This is a genomic window from Balneola sp. EhC07 (assembly GCF_001650905.1).
Classification (GTDB): domain Bacteria; phylum Bacteroidota; class Rhodothermia; order Balneolales; family Balneolaceae; genus Balneola.
On the sequence record NZ_LXYG01000015.1, the window covers coordinates 116,267 to 131,287 of the forward strand.

Genomic DNA, 15,021 nt, shown 5'->3' on the forward strand with positions numbered 1-15,021 from the left:
GCTAAGACGAATGGAAGCAGAGCTTCCCGGGGCATTCCGCACCTGAGGTACGGGACGAGATACCATCAAAAACCTAAACCGAGACGGCTAATTTCAAAATATCCCACCATTCATTAAACACAACCAGCAGTACAACAAGGGCACCACTTACCAGAGTATGTAGTCCAATGGTTTTGAAAAGGTAAGAATTGCGGTGCATTCCCAGTCTTTTGGAGGCATCAAAAGCAGTGATATTAAAACTTGAGAACCAGATAAGCAGATAACTCAAAGCCAGAAAAGAAATTAAAGTAGTATTCCAATCTCCAAAATAGCCGGTTACAATTGCGGTTACTATAATGAAATCAAGATGGAATATGGAGGTAAACAAATTCAATCCCTGATTAAAATGTGTCATTTCTTTATTCGGGACATACAACCAGATCAGCGCAATGAGCTCTACAATCAGAACCAAAACAGAGCTTAGTACAAACAATGAGAAATAGTTTTTTCCCATTATAGCTATATAAGGAATGTAGTAATACAAAGCTTCTAAGCCGGTATCACTTATAAATATCTTAGAGAGTATATAAACTACCAAGCCACCAAAAATGGCATGTTGAAATAAAAGAAATACTGCACTTGCAGATGAACGCTCTCTGTAGCTCATAATATCATCCACATAAAAGCGATGCGCTGTGAAATAACGAGGAATAGTTTCCAGATATGTAGGATTGGTAGCGACGTTTACTGCAAGACTAATCCAAAGCAAAACCAGAACCAACACTGACCAATGAATAAGAGGAGTTTGGTCGGGGATGTCAGGCACTGCGATAGTAGTCGGATCCATTCCGGAAGTGCCTTCAAAAGTACTTTTTAGATCGGTATTCTGAGCTAATACAGATTTGTACCACTCACTATCTAATAACAGAATCAGTTCTGAATTAATAAGCTGTTCTTTTAAACGGGAAAGACTTTCTGCGTATGAATTGGATGTTTCAACAACACTGAAGAGTGGTTGTGAGTGAATATTTACAGAATAAACCTTATTACCAGTTATTTCAAAAAAGTCTTCTGTATTTAAATATGTATGTGAACCTAAATATGCTTGAGAAATATTGCTGTGAGTAAAAGCTACGATCCCATTAAAAGCGGAAGAAGAATCGTAATAAGCCTTGGCATCGTTTACAGATTTCAGATACTGATCAGAATTGTTAATAAATTCATTTTCAGTTATAAATTTGTGATCCAATTTTACAAAGAAAGAGATTCCTGCGCTGTCTAATGAAGCTATTTCATCTGCAGTTAACGGATGGCTGACAAACAGATATGAGACATTGTGATTGCTGAAGAAATCCAGCTCCCTATTAAAAGCTTCTGAATCAGCAGGCTTTTCCCAATCTACAGCTACCTTTTTTTGAGCATAGCTTAAGGAATGACCGAACATCAAAAAGAATACAAAAAGCACCCACCGCAAAAGATATGTTCTGCGGGTTTTCACTTATGCTTCTACAGCTACTCCGAAAAATTCAGAAATACTGCTTTTTTTGATCGGTTTAGCAAGAAGGGTAGCAGATGTACAATCTGTAATCTCAACTTCTACATAATCGCCAGACTCAAAATCTCTTCGGTCAAATACACAGATCTTATTTGTATCGGTACGACCGCTCATTTGTTCTTCAGATTTCTTACTGGTTCCTTCTACAAGCACTAGATGGCGTTCTCCGATCTCATTCTTGTTTCGTTCACCCTGAATATTCATTTGCTGAGTAATGATCTCGGATAGACGTCTCTTTTTAACTTCTTCAGGTACGTCATCTTCAAATTTACGATGAGCTAATGTTCGTTCTCGTTCAGAATATGCGAACATATATGCCAGGTCATAGCCAACTTCTTTCATCAAGCTTAGTGTTTGCTGATGTTCTTCTTCAGTTTCGTGGCAGAAACCTGCAATGATATCGGTAGAGAAAGAAACTCCCGGGATAATGGCTCTCATCTGATCGATCAGTTCCAAATATTGCTCACGGGTGTAAGGGCGACGCATTCTTTCCAGCATAGAATCACTTCCAGCTTGTGCCGGAATGTGAATATAGTTGCATAAATTTGGCTGCTCAGCTATGATATGAAGTAATTCGATTGGGAAGTCCTTTGGATGCGGAGAGGAGAATCTGAAGCGAATTTCAGGATTAACCTGACTACAAGCCAACATCAGTTTAGCAAAAGAGTTCTCACCATCTTTGTAGGAATTTACGTTCTGTCCAAGCAGAGTGATTTCTTTAATTCCTTCTTCACTTAACTGACGAACTTCTCTTAAAATACTTTCCATCGGTCGGCTTCTTTCGCGACCACGTGTAAACGGAACCACACAAAAAGAACACATATTGTCGCAACCACGCATAATCGAAACAAATGCAGAAACGCCGTTACCGACAGTTCTTACCGGAGTGATATCAGCATAGGTCTCTTCAAGAGAAAGCAATACATTTACTGCTTTTCTGCCGTCGTCCACTTCTTCTAACAGGCGGGGGATGTCGCGATAAGCATCAGGGCCAACTACGATATCAACCAAGTGCTCCTGTTCCAGAATTCTGTCTTTAATACGCTCAGCCATACAGCCAAGTACACCAACGGTAAGTTCTTTATTCGATTTTTTGATCTTCCGAAGCTCTTTTAACCGGTTCCACACCTTGGTTTCAGCATTCTCACGGATAGAGCAGGTGTTAACCAATACAACATCGGCGCTTTCCGGATTTTCGGCCAACTGCATTCCGTCTTCGATCAGAATTGAATTTACCACCTCCGAATCTGCGAAATTCATCTGGCAGCCGTAGGTTTCAATAAAAAATTTCTTGTTACTCACTGTACTTCTCTTTTCAAACTAAAATTCTATTTTGGCCAAGTGTCCGGGTTGTCTCTCCAGCTGGAAAGCAGATCCAGATCATCGCCTGTAACGATACCTTTTTCAATAGCTACATTGATCAGTGTTTTATAATCGGTAAGGCTGTACACAGGAACGTTCACTTTTTGGAAACGTTCATCTGCTTTTGCAAATCCATAGGTGAATATAGATAACACTGCTTCAACATTAGCTCCAACAAACTGAAGCGCTTCAAGCACAGAGATTGCCGAGCCACCGGTTGAGATCAGGTCTTCGAGAACGATAGTGCTTTGTCCTTTATCCACACCACCTTCAATTTGATTTCCCATTCCATGAGCTTTCGCTTTAGCGCGAACGTAAGCCATTGGTTTATCCAAAGCTTCCGAAACCCATGCGGCATGAGGTATACCGGCAGTTGCTGTTCCGGTGATGACATCCACATTTGGAAATTTTTCACTGATAAAAACAGTAAACTGCTGAGCGATCTTCTTTCGTACTTCCGGATGTCTTAAAGTTAATCTGTTATCGCAATAAATTGGCGAATTCCATCCTGACGACCAGGTAAAAGGATTATTCGGTCTTAGTATAACTGCGTCAATATCTAATAAGTCTGCCGCTAGTTCGCGTGCAAATGAATCGTTAATAATCATAAATGTCTGTAATCTTGTTTTCTCTTCTGAAATCCCGAGAATAGGTCTTTTTTTACGACCAAAAGAAAATAAGGCTTTTTAGACAGATAAGCGCATATAATCCTGCAAGTAAATCATCGAGTAAAATACCGGCTCCACCGTCGTATTTTTGTAGCTTATTGATACCTAAAGGCTTTAAAATGTCAAAAATCCGGAATAATATGAAACCAATCCCTAAAATCATTAAATCTGAATCGAGTACACCGGTCGATGAAATTGATAAAAATGTGAGCGCCTGACCAGCCCATTCGTCCATAACAAGTTTTCCGGGATCTTCACCCCATTGTTCTACACAAGCTGAAGTCACCCATAGCGAAAGGAGAGAAGTTATTAGCACAAACAGCGGTACCAAAAAAATGTTACCGGATATCATCAGAAAGTAGATGGGAACTAATGAAAGTAAACTGCCCCAAGTGCCGGGTGCAAAAGGAATTAATCCCGAGCCGAATCCTGACCCAATGAAAAGTTTAAGCGATCTCATGAAGATGCCGAATTGCGAAATAGCTTTTTATTAGTAAACACATATTCTATTCCGGAATAAACTGTGATGAAAGTCACAAACATCATCAACCAGAACATAACACCGGTTGAAAGAATGATTTCGGACCAGTCTGCCAGAATATTTCCTGTTCCTTCAAATACACCAAGGAATAAAGCGATATACAGGAATGTAAGCTGAATGGTCGTTTTTGTTTTTGCAAAAGAACGGGTTTTCATCTGCATATCCTTCTTATTTGCATAAACACGTAATCCGGTCATAAATACATCACGGATGATGATCAAAATAACTGCCCACCATGGAAACTGAGAAGGATCGATAAATGGGAGTACAATAAAGGCACTGAATGTGAGCACTTTATCTGCAAGCGGATCGAGAAATACTCCCAGAGAAGATTCAACCTGATATTTCCGGGCATAGTGGCCGTCAAAATAATCAGTGATTGCAGCGATAGTAAAGATCAGGATGCTTAACCCTCCCCAGATCAGTCCTCCCTGCAAATACAGATACAGAAATATCGGCGCAAGGATGATGCGAAGGGAGCTGAGAATGTTCGGAAGACTTTTCATTGAACGAAGATAGGAAATAGATTGGATATAATAATATGAAAACTAGCTTTTGGACAAAGGAATTGTGAATTTTACAGGTATGAAAGTTCAGATCATCTCAATCGGCAACGAATTACTTATTGGAGACACTGTAAACACCAATGCTACCTGGATGGGCGAGTTCATGACCGGTTTAGGTTTTGAGGTTACAGAAGTGCATACTATCTCGGATGAACTGAATCTCATCAAATCGACGATCTCTTATTCAATGAAGCATGCTGATGTTGTGCTTTGTACCGGAGGATTAGGTCCCACACACGACGATATTACGAAAGCAGCGATCGCTGAATTGTTCGGGGTGACCATGAAGTCGGATAAAAAGGTTCTGGATTATATTAAAAAATTATTTGAGAGCAGGAATATCCCTTTTTCGGAGTCGAATAAGATACAGGCTGAAGTGCCTGAAAATTGCGAGGTATTGTTTAACAAGATGGGAACAGCGCCCGGAATGTGGTTTTATGAGAACGATTGCTATCTGGTTTCGATGCCGGGAGTGCCTTATGAAATGAAATATTTGATGGAAAATGCAGTTTCTCAGAAATTAAGAAAAGTATTTGGCGACGTTGGTTTCTTACATTCCAGATATCTGAAAACTGTTGGAATCGGGGAAAGTACTTTAAGTGATAATATTATAGGCGATCTGAATTCTTTTTTTAACAACGGTGTAAGTCTGGCTTACTTGCCGATGCCGGGAGGAGTGACTCTCAGATTGAACGGTAAAGGGGCAACAAGATCGGAGGCAGAAGAATCAGTAAATAAACTTGCGGATCATATTTATAAAAAAGCTTCTAAGTATATTATCGGAGAAGGCAAACACCTGACCATATCAGAAGCTATTGGTAAAATTTTGATCGAACAAAACAAAACAATTGCTACTGCAGAAAGTTGTACGGGTGGGATGATTGCAAATGAACTTACGAATATCGCCGGAAGTAGCGCGTATATGTTGGGTGGAATTGTTTCTTATGCCAATTCAGTAAAAATAAATCAATTAGGTGTCTCAGAAAACGATTTGAATGATCACGGTGCAGTAAGCAGAGAAGTCGCATTACAGATGGCAAAAGGAGCAGCAGAAAAAATTGATTCTGATATCGGTATTTCAACTACTGGAGTTGCCGGTCCGGACGGAGGATCGGAAGAAAAACCGGTGGGTACCGTGTGGATGGGATACTGGAGCAAGGATGAACATTTTGCCATAAAAGCTTTGTTTACAAAAGATCGGTTGCTGAATAAGGAACGAAGTATGCGAACGGCTTTGGAAATGGCGCGCAGAGAGTTAAAGGGAATAGATGAAATGCCTTATAATCTGGAGAAACAATATCCTTGAGAGTTATTATATCCTTTTATATCGCATTGATTGTAAGCTCAACAGCATTATTTGCACAGGTTGCAGATTCTGCCAAAACAGATTCGGTTAAGATCACTTCTTCTAACACAAAAGCCAAAAACGACAGTGTGATCGCATCGCAGAAAAAGGAAGTAAAAGTAAAAACTATAAATCTCTGGAAGAATCGTATCCCGGCATTTTCAGAGAAAATAACTACCGACAGTCTTTTGCGATGGAATATTTATCCGAACTGGGGAGATTTTTACGCCTATCAAGGTAACGTGATTTCATACAGGCAAGGTACAATCGGAAGGACTGATGCATATAATATCAATGGCTACGATCAATATGAACAGAACTTATGGCTGGATGATATTCTTCTGAACGATCCGGTTACGGGGCTAATCAATTACAACTATGTGCCGCATCACAAGATCGGAACAGTGTATCAGACTTATAGCGGAGATCTAAATTCATATGTGAACATTCGTGATTACTACATAAATGAACCTGTAAGTTACCTGAACTTTGATGAAGCTTCTAATGATTACAGGAATCTGGAGTTTTTTGTAGCACAGAATACGGCGCCCGGAACTAATATTGAGCTGTCGTACTGGGATAGGAGAGACGGAGGTTTTTATCCAAATAATTCCGTTCAAGGAAGTCAGATCATGGGACGGATTTACCACCATTTAGGAGAGAAATATCAGATTCAGGGATTGATCCTACGAAATGATTTTAATAACGATGAATCCGGTGGTTATGTAGTTAATGACCCTGCAAGTTTTAGTTTTGGTGAGTTTACTTCAAATCCTGTAAGCAGTTCCGGAAACTCAGAAACACTTAGAAATGATATAAAGCTGAGTCTCTACCAAAGATCGGATACAGCTTCGGCTGAGTCAGGTGGATTGATATTTAACAGAACTAAGAACGACAGAGTAGTTCGAATTAGTGCAGATACACTCAGTAGAGAGTTGCTAACACATGGTGCTCAAATCTTCAAGAAAGTGGAATTGGGTTTACTCTCAATACAGGGTGGTGCCGCAATTAATATGTCGGATATGAGGTCGGGCAATTCCATTACTAGGAACAATTGGTTTACATCAGAAGCAAAAATAACAACTGAATTAGAGCTGTTTGATGGATTAAAATTGATCGGTTCAGGAAATGTAATATCGAGAAATACAGGTCATTCCGGTTCGGAATTTTCATCAGGTATAAACATCGGAGATCCTGATAACTTGAATCTGAAGTTAACTGTGGGTGTGGAAAGCAGGATTCCGACCATTCAGACTTTATACTGGTCATCGAAGGATTACTCAGGGAATTCAAATCTTAAAAATGAGAAAATAACATCTCTATATGGTGAAGTAAATTCTTCCCTTGGAAGTTACTGGAAAGCTGGAGCTTCGGGTAGACTCAAGTTTACTGAAAACCGGATAGTATTAGATGAAGACAGTACTTTCAGTAATACAAATTCTCAGGATCTGGCTTTTATTTCAGGATTTGTCAGATTTCAGAATCCCAATTTTGAGATCGAAAGTTCCGCGGCTTTTGAAACAACGTTGAGTTTTGAATCAGATCAAAGTCACTCAACATTTGGTTCTGTTGATACAAAATTATGGATCAGAAATGCGCTATTTTACAAGAACTATGCGTTCAACAGGGCAGCTTTTGTTAAGATCGGTGTGCGCACGCTGCTCTCACCATTCGCTTATGAAAGTCAGTTTTATAATACAGAGTTAGACTATTGGCAATCCAATTCATTAACCAATGACGGAAGCATGCAATCATTTGTACCTGCATTTTTCAGAATGGATGCGGAACTTTCTGCCAGAGTTCGTGCAATAATGGTAGTGATAAGATGGGAAAATGCACTTGACGGTTTAGGTCAGGCAGGCTACTTTGAGGCGTCATCATTTCCGATGCCACCTCGAAGATTAATTGTTGGAATAAGAGCCCAATTCAGGAACTAATATGAGTCTAAAATATGTAATAAAGGAAGGAACAGCAGGCTTTAAACGCGCTAAATTGGCTGTTACTACATCTATATTCTCCTTGTTTATAGCAGTGCTGTTACTGGGTATTCTCGGGCGTGTATCGTACAACGTGTATACACAAGCGATGAGTTTGAAGGAGATCCAGATTGAAGTTTTCCTTTTTGATATGGATGAGCGCTCGGTAGAAGAAGTGCGTAACCAAATCGAGGGCGAAGAGCTGGTTACGAATGTGGTTTATATTTCCAAAGATAGTGCGTCGGTTATTGCAGCTAAAGAATTAGGGGCGGGCGTTACAGAACTGATTGAATTGAACTTTTTACCTGCTTCTTTTAAAGTAGAAGTGAATACTGATTCGGGATCTGAATTGGTAGAAAGTTTAGCCTCCCGAATTCAAAACATCCGCGGAGTAGACGAAGTAGAGTATAACAGAGCACTGCTGAAAGCGCTGGAATCAAACCTGAGTATTTTCAGCTTGATTGGCAGCGGTTTGGGAATCTTAATTTTATTGGCAGCTGTGGTTTTGGTCTACAATACTATCCGCTTGACTATCTACGCAAAAAAGGATCTTATCAGAGCGATGAAGCTTGTTGGAGCTACGAATGGTTTTATAAGAAGTCCATTTATTGTGGAAGGAATTATTCAGGGATTGATTGCCGGTACTTTAGCGGTGCTGAGTGTATTTGCGATCTTTGAGTTTTTGGTCCCGATCTATATTCCTGACGTGGGAATTGTAGCATGGCCATTCGGACGTTGGTACTTCTTAGTTGGAGCGATGGTCGGTTTATCAGTTTTGATGGGCTGGTGGGGCAGCAGACTCGCTTCAAGAAAGTATATTGCTGAAACTTATATCTCTGGATAAGCAATTAAGAATTAACAATGGCTCAATTAAGTATTGATTTATGTCAATTCTTAATTGGTAATTGAACATTGTTAATCCTTTTACGCTTCAGCGCTTTCCTTTTTAGTGTTTTCTTCTTGACGAGCTTCACAGGCTTTTTCGTCCTTACAGGTTCCGTAGAAATGCAGAGAGTGAGAGTCGATATTCATACCGTGGATCTTACCTAGTAATTCCTGTATTTCCCCAATTCTGGGATCACAAAATTCCAACACATGCCCACAATCATTACAGATAATATGATCGTGCTGTTGGTAAGCATAAGCGCGCTCATAGTAGTACTGACTTTTACCAAACTGTTGACGCTGAACCAGTCCGCATTCAACTAAAAGATCAAGTGTGTTGTACACCGTAGCGCGTGATACACGAGTCCCAACTTCTTCCATTCGATAGAAAATATCATCCGCATCAAAGTGGCCGTCGGCACGGTAAATTTCTTCTAAAACCATAAACCTTTCAGGTGTTTGGCGTTGTTTATGCTCTTTCAAATAAGATCTGAAGATCTCTTTTACTAACTGAATTGTTTCTTCGTGTGCCGGGTGTGCCATCTGTGAAATTTTTCTTTTAATATAAGACTTGTATAGGTGCATTTGAAACACAAGAATTTCTTTCTATATATAGTATATTCCAATCGGAAAAATATTGATCAAAATTTACAAGCATGCCTACAATCGTACCGTTCGAGACATTAGCAGAACTTCCTGTAAACCTGGCAAATAAATTTGCCGGAAATAACAAAGCTGTATTTCATCGTAAAACAGATCCTAAATCTGAGTACACGCCCATTTATTGGGATCAGGTGATCGAGGATGTCCATTCTTTAGCATCTTATATGCTTTCTGAAGGAATTGAACATGGAGACAGAGTAGGGATTCTAAGCGAAAACAGATATGAATGGGCTGTTGTTGATCTTGCGATCCAAATGATCGGAGGAATCAATGTATCTTTATACACTACACTTCCTGCGGGTCAGTGCGAATATATCTTACAGGATTCGGAAGCTAAGATGTTCTTCGTTTCTACAGGAATACAGTTAAAGAAAGCTGTGGAGGTTTATGATAATTGTGAGCATTTAAAAACGATTATTGCATTCGATAATCCGAAGAATAAAAAACATGCCGAAAAGGAATTTGTTCTTCTTTTCGAAGATGTACTGAATGAAGGTGCAAAGCAAGCTGAGAAATTTAAAGATGAGATCAGAAAAAGAGTACAGGCTGTTTCGGTAGAAGATATCTCGACGTTGATCTACACTTCAGGTACAACAGGAAGACCAAAAGGAGCGATGCTTACCCATCAAAATATTGTAAGCAATGTTAAAGCAGCTACACAACATATTTATTGGGATGATAAAGATCGACTTCTCTCATTTCTTCCACTATGTCATTCTTTTGAGAGAACAGCCGGCTATTATGCAATAATTTCTTGTGGAGCTGAGATCTATTATGCCGAAAGTGTAGATACCGTTTCAAAAAATATGCCTGAAGTGAAGCCAACGGTAATGATAAGTGTGCCAAGACTTTTCGAAAAGATCTATAATCTGATCGTTAAAAGTGTAGAGGAGGGTAGCGACACCAAGAAAAAGATTTTTAACTGGGCTGTTGATACCGGAAGAAAGTACTCATCAGGGAAAAGAGGCTTGGTTTCGATTCAAAAGAAGATCGCTGATAAACTGGTTTTTGATAAGCTGAAAGAAAGAACAGGCGGGCAAGTAAGGATATTCGTTTCCGGGGGAGCGGCTTTGCCACCTGAGATCGATGATTTCTTTAAAGCTGCGGGTTTAACCATTTTGCAGGGATATGGATTGACAGAAACTTCACCGGTAATGGCTGCAAACAGAGTAGGTGAAGAAGTAACCGGAGTTGTTGGAGCCGTGATACCGGGAGTTACTGTAGGAATTAAAGATCTGGAATCCGGCGAGATCATAGCTCAAATAAGTGGAGAAGATTATCCTACGGAACTTTCTTCTGAGCCCGGAGAGATACTTTGTAAAGGGCCGAATGTAATGAAAGGTTACTGGCGTAACGAAGAAGCTACCAAAGAAATGATCAATGAAGACGGCTGGTTACATACCGGTGATGTCGGACGTTTTGTAAAAGGAAATTTGAAGATTACGGATCGTATTAAGCATATGATCGTTAATGCAGGTGGTAAAAATATTTATCCAGGTCCAATTGAGGATATGTTTAAGACCAGTAAGTGGATCGATCAAATGGTTGTTGTAGGAGAAGCTCAAAATTTTATGGCCGGATTGATAGTGCCTGACTTTGAAATTCTGGCAAAGTATGCCAAAGACAATGGACTTGAATATAAAACCAATGAAGTGTTGATCTCGCATCCTGAAGTGAATGAACTATTCAAAAAAGAGATTCGGGCTTTCTCGAAAGATCTGGCGTCTCATGAGAAGATCCGGGATTTCAGATTACTCCCCGATGAATTTACAGTGGAAACAGGAGAGATCACTCCAACCATGAAAGTAAAGCGCAGAGTTATTGCAGAAAAATATGCAGATCAGATTGCTGATATCTATAAAGATGACAAAAACTGATCAATGGGTTTAATAAAGCATGACTTACTTGTTCTTGGATCTCAGAATGCTAAGGAACAAGATCAAAAATTAACCAGAGAGCAAGTCAGGCCTGTACAAATTTTATACAGAGATGGCTCAATTAAACCAGTGAATTTTTTCAATTCCTGGGGTGAAGTTGGTGTAAGCTCTATTGCCTGGGATTCAAGATATGCTGATGAACTTTTTGTTTCCGAAAATGAAGAAATAAGAAGGCTTAATGTAGCTTCAAGATCTTTTAAATCTCTAGACATCGGCAAAGCCGGGGATATCCATGACATACATTTTCTAGATGATATTCTGTGGATATCTAACACTGAGCACGATGAAGCAATTGGATTTAGTCCTGAGACTAATAAAGTAAAAGAGAGAATTTCTTTAGCTTCGTTTAGAACAGAGTATGAGAAGAGCGATGATCTGGAAAAAGTAATAGACAGATTTCACTGTAATCAGATCTTTCTGAACTATAAAAATGAGAAGTGTGCATTAATTCATCACGTTAGTGGCTGGCAGTACTACAGGATTCTTTTTGAAGCGCTGGTTAAACAACAAGGGGATGGAGGTGTTTTAAATCTGGATACACAAGAAGTATTCCCGCTAAAACTGCAAAGTCCACATTCAGTTCGGTTAATAAATGGAAATTATTGGATTCAGGATAGTGGAGATAGATCTGTTAAGATATTTGATCAGAAATGGAAGTTATTGTCAACTATAGAACTCGGCGGATTTGGAAGAGGAATGGCTTTTTCAGAAAAAGATAACGTTGGCTATATAGGACTTTCTGCCACCAGAAAAAGATATTTAAAGGTAATTCCTACCGGTAAATATCTTCACAACCGAGTAGTTACTGTCGATTTGGAGAAAAGGAAGACTTCAGGAGAAATTGTAATCCCAAACATCGAACAAGTAGACAACGTGTATATTTTAGACAATGAAATGTTGTCTAAATTTGAATCTCTATCCTAGAACCAGCCCGCACCGGTAATTCTGAAAGGCCATGGAATAGAGGATAGCATGATCAGTAAACCTATGAGGTAGAATACAGCTACTCTTTTGAATTTTGTAATACTTTCCGGAGCTCTTTTGGATAATGAAAATCCTAGTGTAATCAACACAATTGCAATGATCATCATAGAAAAATGCTCAATTGTATAAAATCTGAATATTTCACTTTTGATAGCTCCCTCTTCAAAAGAGACCAAAGGACTAATGAAGTAGAGGCCAAGTCCGAGTATCAATTGAATATGGGTAAATATGAGTGCAAACAAAGCACTTTTTTTATCTGAAGATGTGAATTCTTTTTTTCCGAACCAACCTGAAAAAGCCTTATACAAAGCCAAAACTATCAATATTAAAACGATCCATCTGTTTACTGAATGTAAGTGTAATAGTATATTATACATGGCTTTTATGGTTTGTTAATCTCTTTTCGAGCGTGTTTTAAAATTTTGTTTACTCTTCTTTTGTTAACTCCCAGATCGTAGTAACCTTCTCTGCTGGAGCTTTTAATATGGACGAATGTAATGTCTGCATTCGATGAATTTGAATCAACATGAATAACAACATCATCTAACCATCCGAATATCGGGATTTTAAAAACAGCATTGATCAGTTTTTTATCAGAAATATTTACTTCTTCTATTTTCTCAGCATTATTTGAGCTAAGTGATTTCAGGAATGCTTCCTGAACAGTTTCAGGCGCGGCTTTAAGAGTCTGAGTTGTCCTGAAGCAATTCGGACTTTCCGGACAGGGATCTAAAGTGTTTTCAGGAATTTTCAATTCTGAGTTTATAGGTTTAATAGAGTTATTACAGCTAATAATCACAGTAAAAGACAGAAAAACCAAAACTGCGAAGAATATTTTCATGGTTATAGCTTTTGCTCAAGTACTGAAATCGTTTCCTCAAGATTTGAAGTAATCGAAAATAGTTCACGGTTATTTCCTCTAACAAAATCGTGATCTATAGCTGTATCCACAAAGGAAGACAATCCATCAAAATATCCGAAAGCGTTTACAAGGATGATCGGTTTATCATGAATTCCCAATTGTCTCCATGTAAGAATTTCGAAAAACTCATCAAGAGTTCCGAAGCCTCCCGGAAGCACAACAAAAGCTGATGATCTTTTCTCCATTAAAGCTTTTCTAGTATGCATATCAGGAGTTTCTATTATCTCTGAAACACCTGTATGAACGACTTCTGCTCTCTTTAAAGCAGTAGGAATGATACCAATCACTTCGCCTTTCTTTTCAAGTGCTGCATCAGCTATTACACCCATCATACCAACCTTGCCACCACCGTACACCAGTCCCCAGTTTTTAGAAGCTATTGTGGAGCCTATTTGTTTTGCGAGGTTTTCAAATTTTTTGTCTTCCGGTATTCTTGATCCGCAGTACACACATATATTTATATTCATGCTGTGGCGAACATTCGGGTTAATACATTATTTAATTTCTCAACAAAGTAAATTACATCCTCTTCGGTGTTCTTTTTTCCAAAGCTAACCCGGATGCTTGATTTAGCCAGATTGTCATTTAATCCAATTCCTGCCAAAACATGTGATGGCTCAACAGCTCCGGAAGTACAAGCCGAACCATTGGAAACACAAATACCATCAATATCCAGATTCAGTAGAAGCATCTCTCCGTCAATAAAGTGTCCATCTTTATTCGAGAATGAAAGGTTTAGAATATGAGCAACACCGGTTTCAGGATTTCCATTGATCTTATAATCAACATCTAATTCATCGTCCATCTTCGAAAGTAGGAGAGATCTTAATTTTTTATAGTGATCAGTATTCTCTTCCATTTCATTGGTCATAAGCTCAAGTGCTTTTGCAAAACCAACTATTCCGGGAACATTTAAGGTTCCTCCCCGACGTCTGCGTTCCTGTGATCCTCCTGTCATCCAGGGCATCCATCTGGCTCCGTTTCTTACGTACATGATGCCTACGCCTTTAGGCCCATAGATCTTATGTCCGCTACCACTCAGAAGATCGATTCCCAAGTCTTTCACATCAACAGGAATTTTACCTAAGCTTTGAACAGCATCAGTATGAAAAGGTATGTTTTTGCCTCTGCATAATTCTGCGATCTCTTTGATATGATTTATACAACCGATCTCATTATTAACATGCATTATGCTTACAAGAGCAGTTTTGTCTGATATCTTTTCTTCTACAGCCGATGCTGTAATAGTTCCACACTGTATTGGTTCAGCAAAAAGGTTTTTAAATCCCTTCATTTTGGACATTTCAACAGGATGAAGAACAGCATGATGTTCAAGTTCTGAAGTAATGATCTCATCTTTTTCTCCGGCAACAGCCAAAACTCCTTTGATCGCTGCATTATCACTTTCAGTACCACCGCTAGTAAAAATCACTTCAGACGGTTCTGCACCAATTACTGAAGCTACAAACTCTCTGGCATCTTCTACAGCGACTTTGGCTTTTTGGCCTAAATGATGAGCAGAATTTGCATTCCCGAAATCTTCCCGCATAAACGGAAGCATTGTTTCCAGTACTCGCTCATCAATTGGAGTGGTTGCTGCATTGTCGAAGTAAACTGTTTTCATAGATCGGAATGTAG

General features: G+C 39.2%; 15 protein-coding genes. 5 read left to right on the forward strand and 10 right to left on the reverse strand.

Annotated elements, in window-relative coordinates; translation table 11 throughout:
* Positions 1-73: 73 nt before the first annotated feature.
* The 5 genes from A8B79_RS07120 to pgsA are packed head-to-tail and all read right to left on the reverse strand — an operon-like array spanning position 74 to position 4,611.
* Entirely contained in the window at positions 74-1,477 is a 1,404-nt protein-coding gene (locus A8B79_RS07120; protein ID WP_066220173.1) for a hypothetical protein, read from the reverse strand.
* Positions 1,478-2,836: a tRNA (N6-isopentenyl adenosine(37)-C2)-methylthiotransferase MiaB gene (miaB, locus tag A8B79_RS07125; protein WP_076782551.1), complete on the reverse strand. Its 1,359-nt coding sequence runs from the start codon at positions 2,834-2,836 to the stop codon at positions 1,478-1,480.
* Between the two features lie 26 nt (positions 2,837-2,862).
* A complete protein-coding gene (gene pyrE, locus A8B79_RS07130) occupies positions 2,863-3,504 on the reverse strand; it encodes an orotate phosphoribosyltransferase (protein WP_066220179.1) in 642 nt (213 codons plus the stop codon).
* A gap of 52 nt (positions 3,505-3,556) precedes the next feature.
* Positions 3,557-4,024, reverse strand: coding sequence for a phosphatidylglycerophosphatase A family protein (locus tag A8B79_RS07135; RefSeq protein ID WP_066220181.1), 468 nt, complete (start codon positions 4,022-4,024; stop codon positions 3,557-3,559).
* Positions 4,021-4,611, reverse strand: a complete 591-nt coding sequence (pgsA, locus tag A8B79_RS07140) for a CDP-diacylglycerol--glycerol-3-phosphate 3-phosphatidyltransferase (protein WP_066220184.1) — start codon at positions 4,609-4,611, stop codon at positions 4,021-4,023. Before pgsA ends, A8B79_RS07135 begins: the two co-directional genes overlap by 4 nt.
* Before the next feature lie 49 nt (positions 4,612-4,660).
* On the opposite strand from pgsA, the gene A8B79_RS07145 reads away from it, so the two are divergent.
* The 3 genes from A8B79_RS07145 to A8B79_RS07155 are packed head-to-tail and all read left to right on the forward strand — an operon-like array spanning position 4,661 to position 8,836.
* Positions 4,661-5,977, forward strand: coding sequence for a competence/damage-inducible protein A (locus A8B79_RS07145; RefSeq protein ID WP_082894096.1), 1,317 nt, complete (start codon positions 4,661-4,663; stop codon positions 5,975-5,977).
* Positions 5,974-7,953, forward strand: a complete 1,980-nt coding sequence (locus A8B79_RS07150) for a putative porin (protein ID WP_066220186.1) — start codon at positions 5,974-5,976, stop codon at positions 7,951-7,953. Before A8B79_RS07145 ends, A8B79_RS07150 begins: the two co-directional genes overlap by 4 nt.
* A 1-nt stretch (position 7,954) precedes the next feature.
* Positions 7,955-8,836 (forward strand): cell division protein FtsX, encoded by an 882-nt coding sequence (locus A8B79_RS07155; RefSeq protein WP_066220189.1) that lies wholly within the window; start codon positions 7,955-7,957, stop codon positions 8,834-8,836.
* A gap of 80 nt (positions 8,837-8,916) precedes the next feature.
* Here A8B79_RS07155 and A8B79_RS07160 read toward each other — a convergent pair whose 3' ends face one another.
* Complete coding sequence (locus tag A8B79_RS07160; protein ID WP_066220193.1) at positions 8,917-9,420, reverse strand: Fur family transcriptional regulator; 504 nt, start codon at positions 9,418-9,420, stop codon at positions 8,917-8,919.
* A gap of 113 nt (positions 9,421-9,533) precedes the next feature.
* Here A8B79_RS07160 and A8B79_RS07165 point away from each other — a divergent pair, with 113 nt between their 5' ends.
* Positions 9,534-11,417 carry an AMP-dependent synthetase/ligase gene (locus A8B79_RS07165; RefSeq protein ID WP_066220196.1) on the forward strand — a complete coding sequence of 628 codons (1,884 nt, stop codon included), beginning with the start codon at positions 9,534-9,536 and terminating at the stop codon, positions 11,415-11,417.
* A gap of 3 nt (positions 11,418-11,420) precedes the next feature.
* A complete protein-coding gene (locus tag A8B79_RS07170) occupies positions 11,421-12,401 on the forward strand; it encodes a DUF4915 domain-containing protein (protein ID WP_066220198.1) in 981 nt (326 codons plus the stop codon).
* Here the strand turns inward: A8B79_RS07170 and A8B79_RS07175 are convergent.
* The 4 genes from A8B79_RS07175 to A8B79_RS07190 are packed head-to-tail and all read right to left on the reverse strand — an operon-like array spanning position 12,398 to position 15,007.
* Positions 12,398-12,838 carry a cytochrome B gene (locus A8B79_RS07175; protein ID WP_066220201.1) on the reverse strand — a complete coding sequence of 147 codons (441 nt, stop codon included), beginning with the start codon at positions 12,836-12,838 and terminating at the stop codon, positions 12,398-12,400. The genes A8B79_RS07170 and A8B79_RS07175 overlap by 4 nt on opposite strands.
* 5 nt (positions 12,839-12,843) lie before the next feature.
* Positions 12,844-13,302, reverse strand: a complete 459-nt coding sequence (locus A8B79_RS07180; protein WP_066220204.1) for a DUF1499 domain-containing protein — start codon at positions 13,300-13,302, stop codon at positions 12,844-12,846.
* Positions 13,303-13,304: 2 nt separating this feature from the next.
* Positions 13,305-13,850: a TIGR00730 family Rossman fold protein gene (locus tag A8B79_RS07185; RefSeq protein WP_066220207.1), complete on the reverse strand. Its 546-nt coding sequence runs from the start codon at positions 13,848-13,850 to the stop codon at positions 13,305-13,307.
* The gene (locus A8B79_RS07190; RefSeq protein WP_066220210.1) at positions 13,847-15,007 is read right to left on the reverse strand and encodes a cysteine desulfurase family protein; all 1,161 of its coding nucleotides are present in this window, start codon (positions 15,005-15,007) and stop codon (positions 13,847-13,849) included. Before A8B79_RS07190 ends, A8B79_RS07185 begins: the two co-directional genes overlap by 4 nt.
* Positions 15,008-15,021 lie beyond the last annotated feature (14 nt).

What these genes read in the sequence shown, in the direction of transcription:
- A8B79_RS07160 (WP_066220193.1), bottom strand. Translation starts at nt 9,420, where the DNA reads ATGGCACACCCGGCACACGAAGAAACAATTCAGTTAGTAAAAGAGATC.
- A8B79_RS07175 (WP_066220201.1), bottom strand. Translation starts at nt 12,838, where the DNA reads ATGTATAATATACTATTACACTTACATTCAGTAAACAGATGGATCGTT.
- A8B79_RS07170 (WP_066220198.1), top strand. Translation starts at nt 11,421, where the DNA reads ATGGGTTTAATAAAGCATGACTTACTTGTTCTTGGATCTCAGAATGCT.
- pyrE (WP_066220179.1), bottom strand. Translation starts at nt 3,504, where the DNA reads ATGATTATTAACGATTCATTTGCACGCGAACTAGCGGCAGACTTATTA.
- pgsA (WP_066220184.1), bottom strand. Translation starts at nt 4,611, where the DNA reads ATGAAAAGTCTTCCGAACATTCTCAGCTCCCTTCGCATCATCCTTGCG.
- A8B79_RS07135 (WP_066220181.1), bottom strand. Translation starts at nt 4,024, where the DNA reads ATGAGATCGCTTAAACTTTTCATTGGGTCAGGATTCGGCTCGGGATTA.
- A8B79_RS07155 (WP_066220189.1), top strand. Translation starts at nt 7,955, where the DNA reads ATGAGTCTAAAATATGTAATAAAGGAAGGAACAGCAGGCTTTAAACGC.
- A8B79_RS07165 (WP_066220196.1), top strand. Translation starts at nt 9,534, where the DNA reads ATGCCTACAATCGTACCGTTCGAGACATTAGCAGAACTTCCTGTAAAC.
- A8B79_RS07180 (WP_066220204.1), bottom strand. Translation starts at nt 13,302, where the DNA reads ATGAAAATATTCTTCGCAGTTTTGGTTTTTCTGTCTTTTACTGTGATT.
- A8B79_RS07190 (WP_066220210.1), bottom strand. Translation starts at nt 15,007, where the DNA reads ATGAAAACAGTTTACTTCGACAATGCAGCAACCACTCCAATTGATGAG.
- A8B79_RS07185 (WP_066220207.1), bottom strand. Translation starts at nt 13,850, where the DNA reads ATGAATATAAATATATGTGTGTACTGCGGATCAAGAATACCGGAAGAC.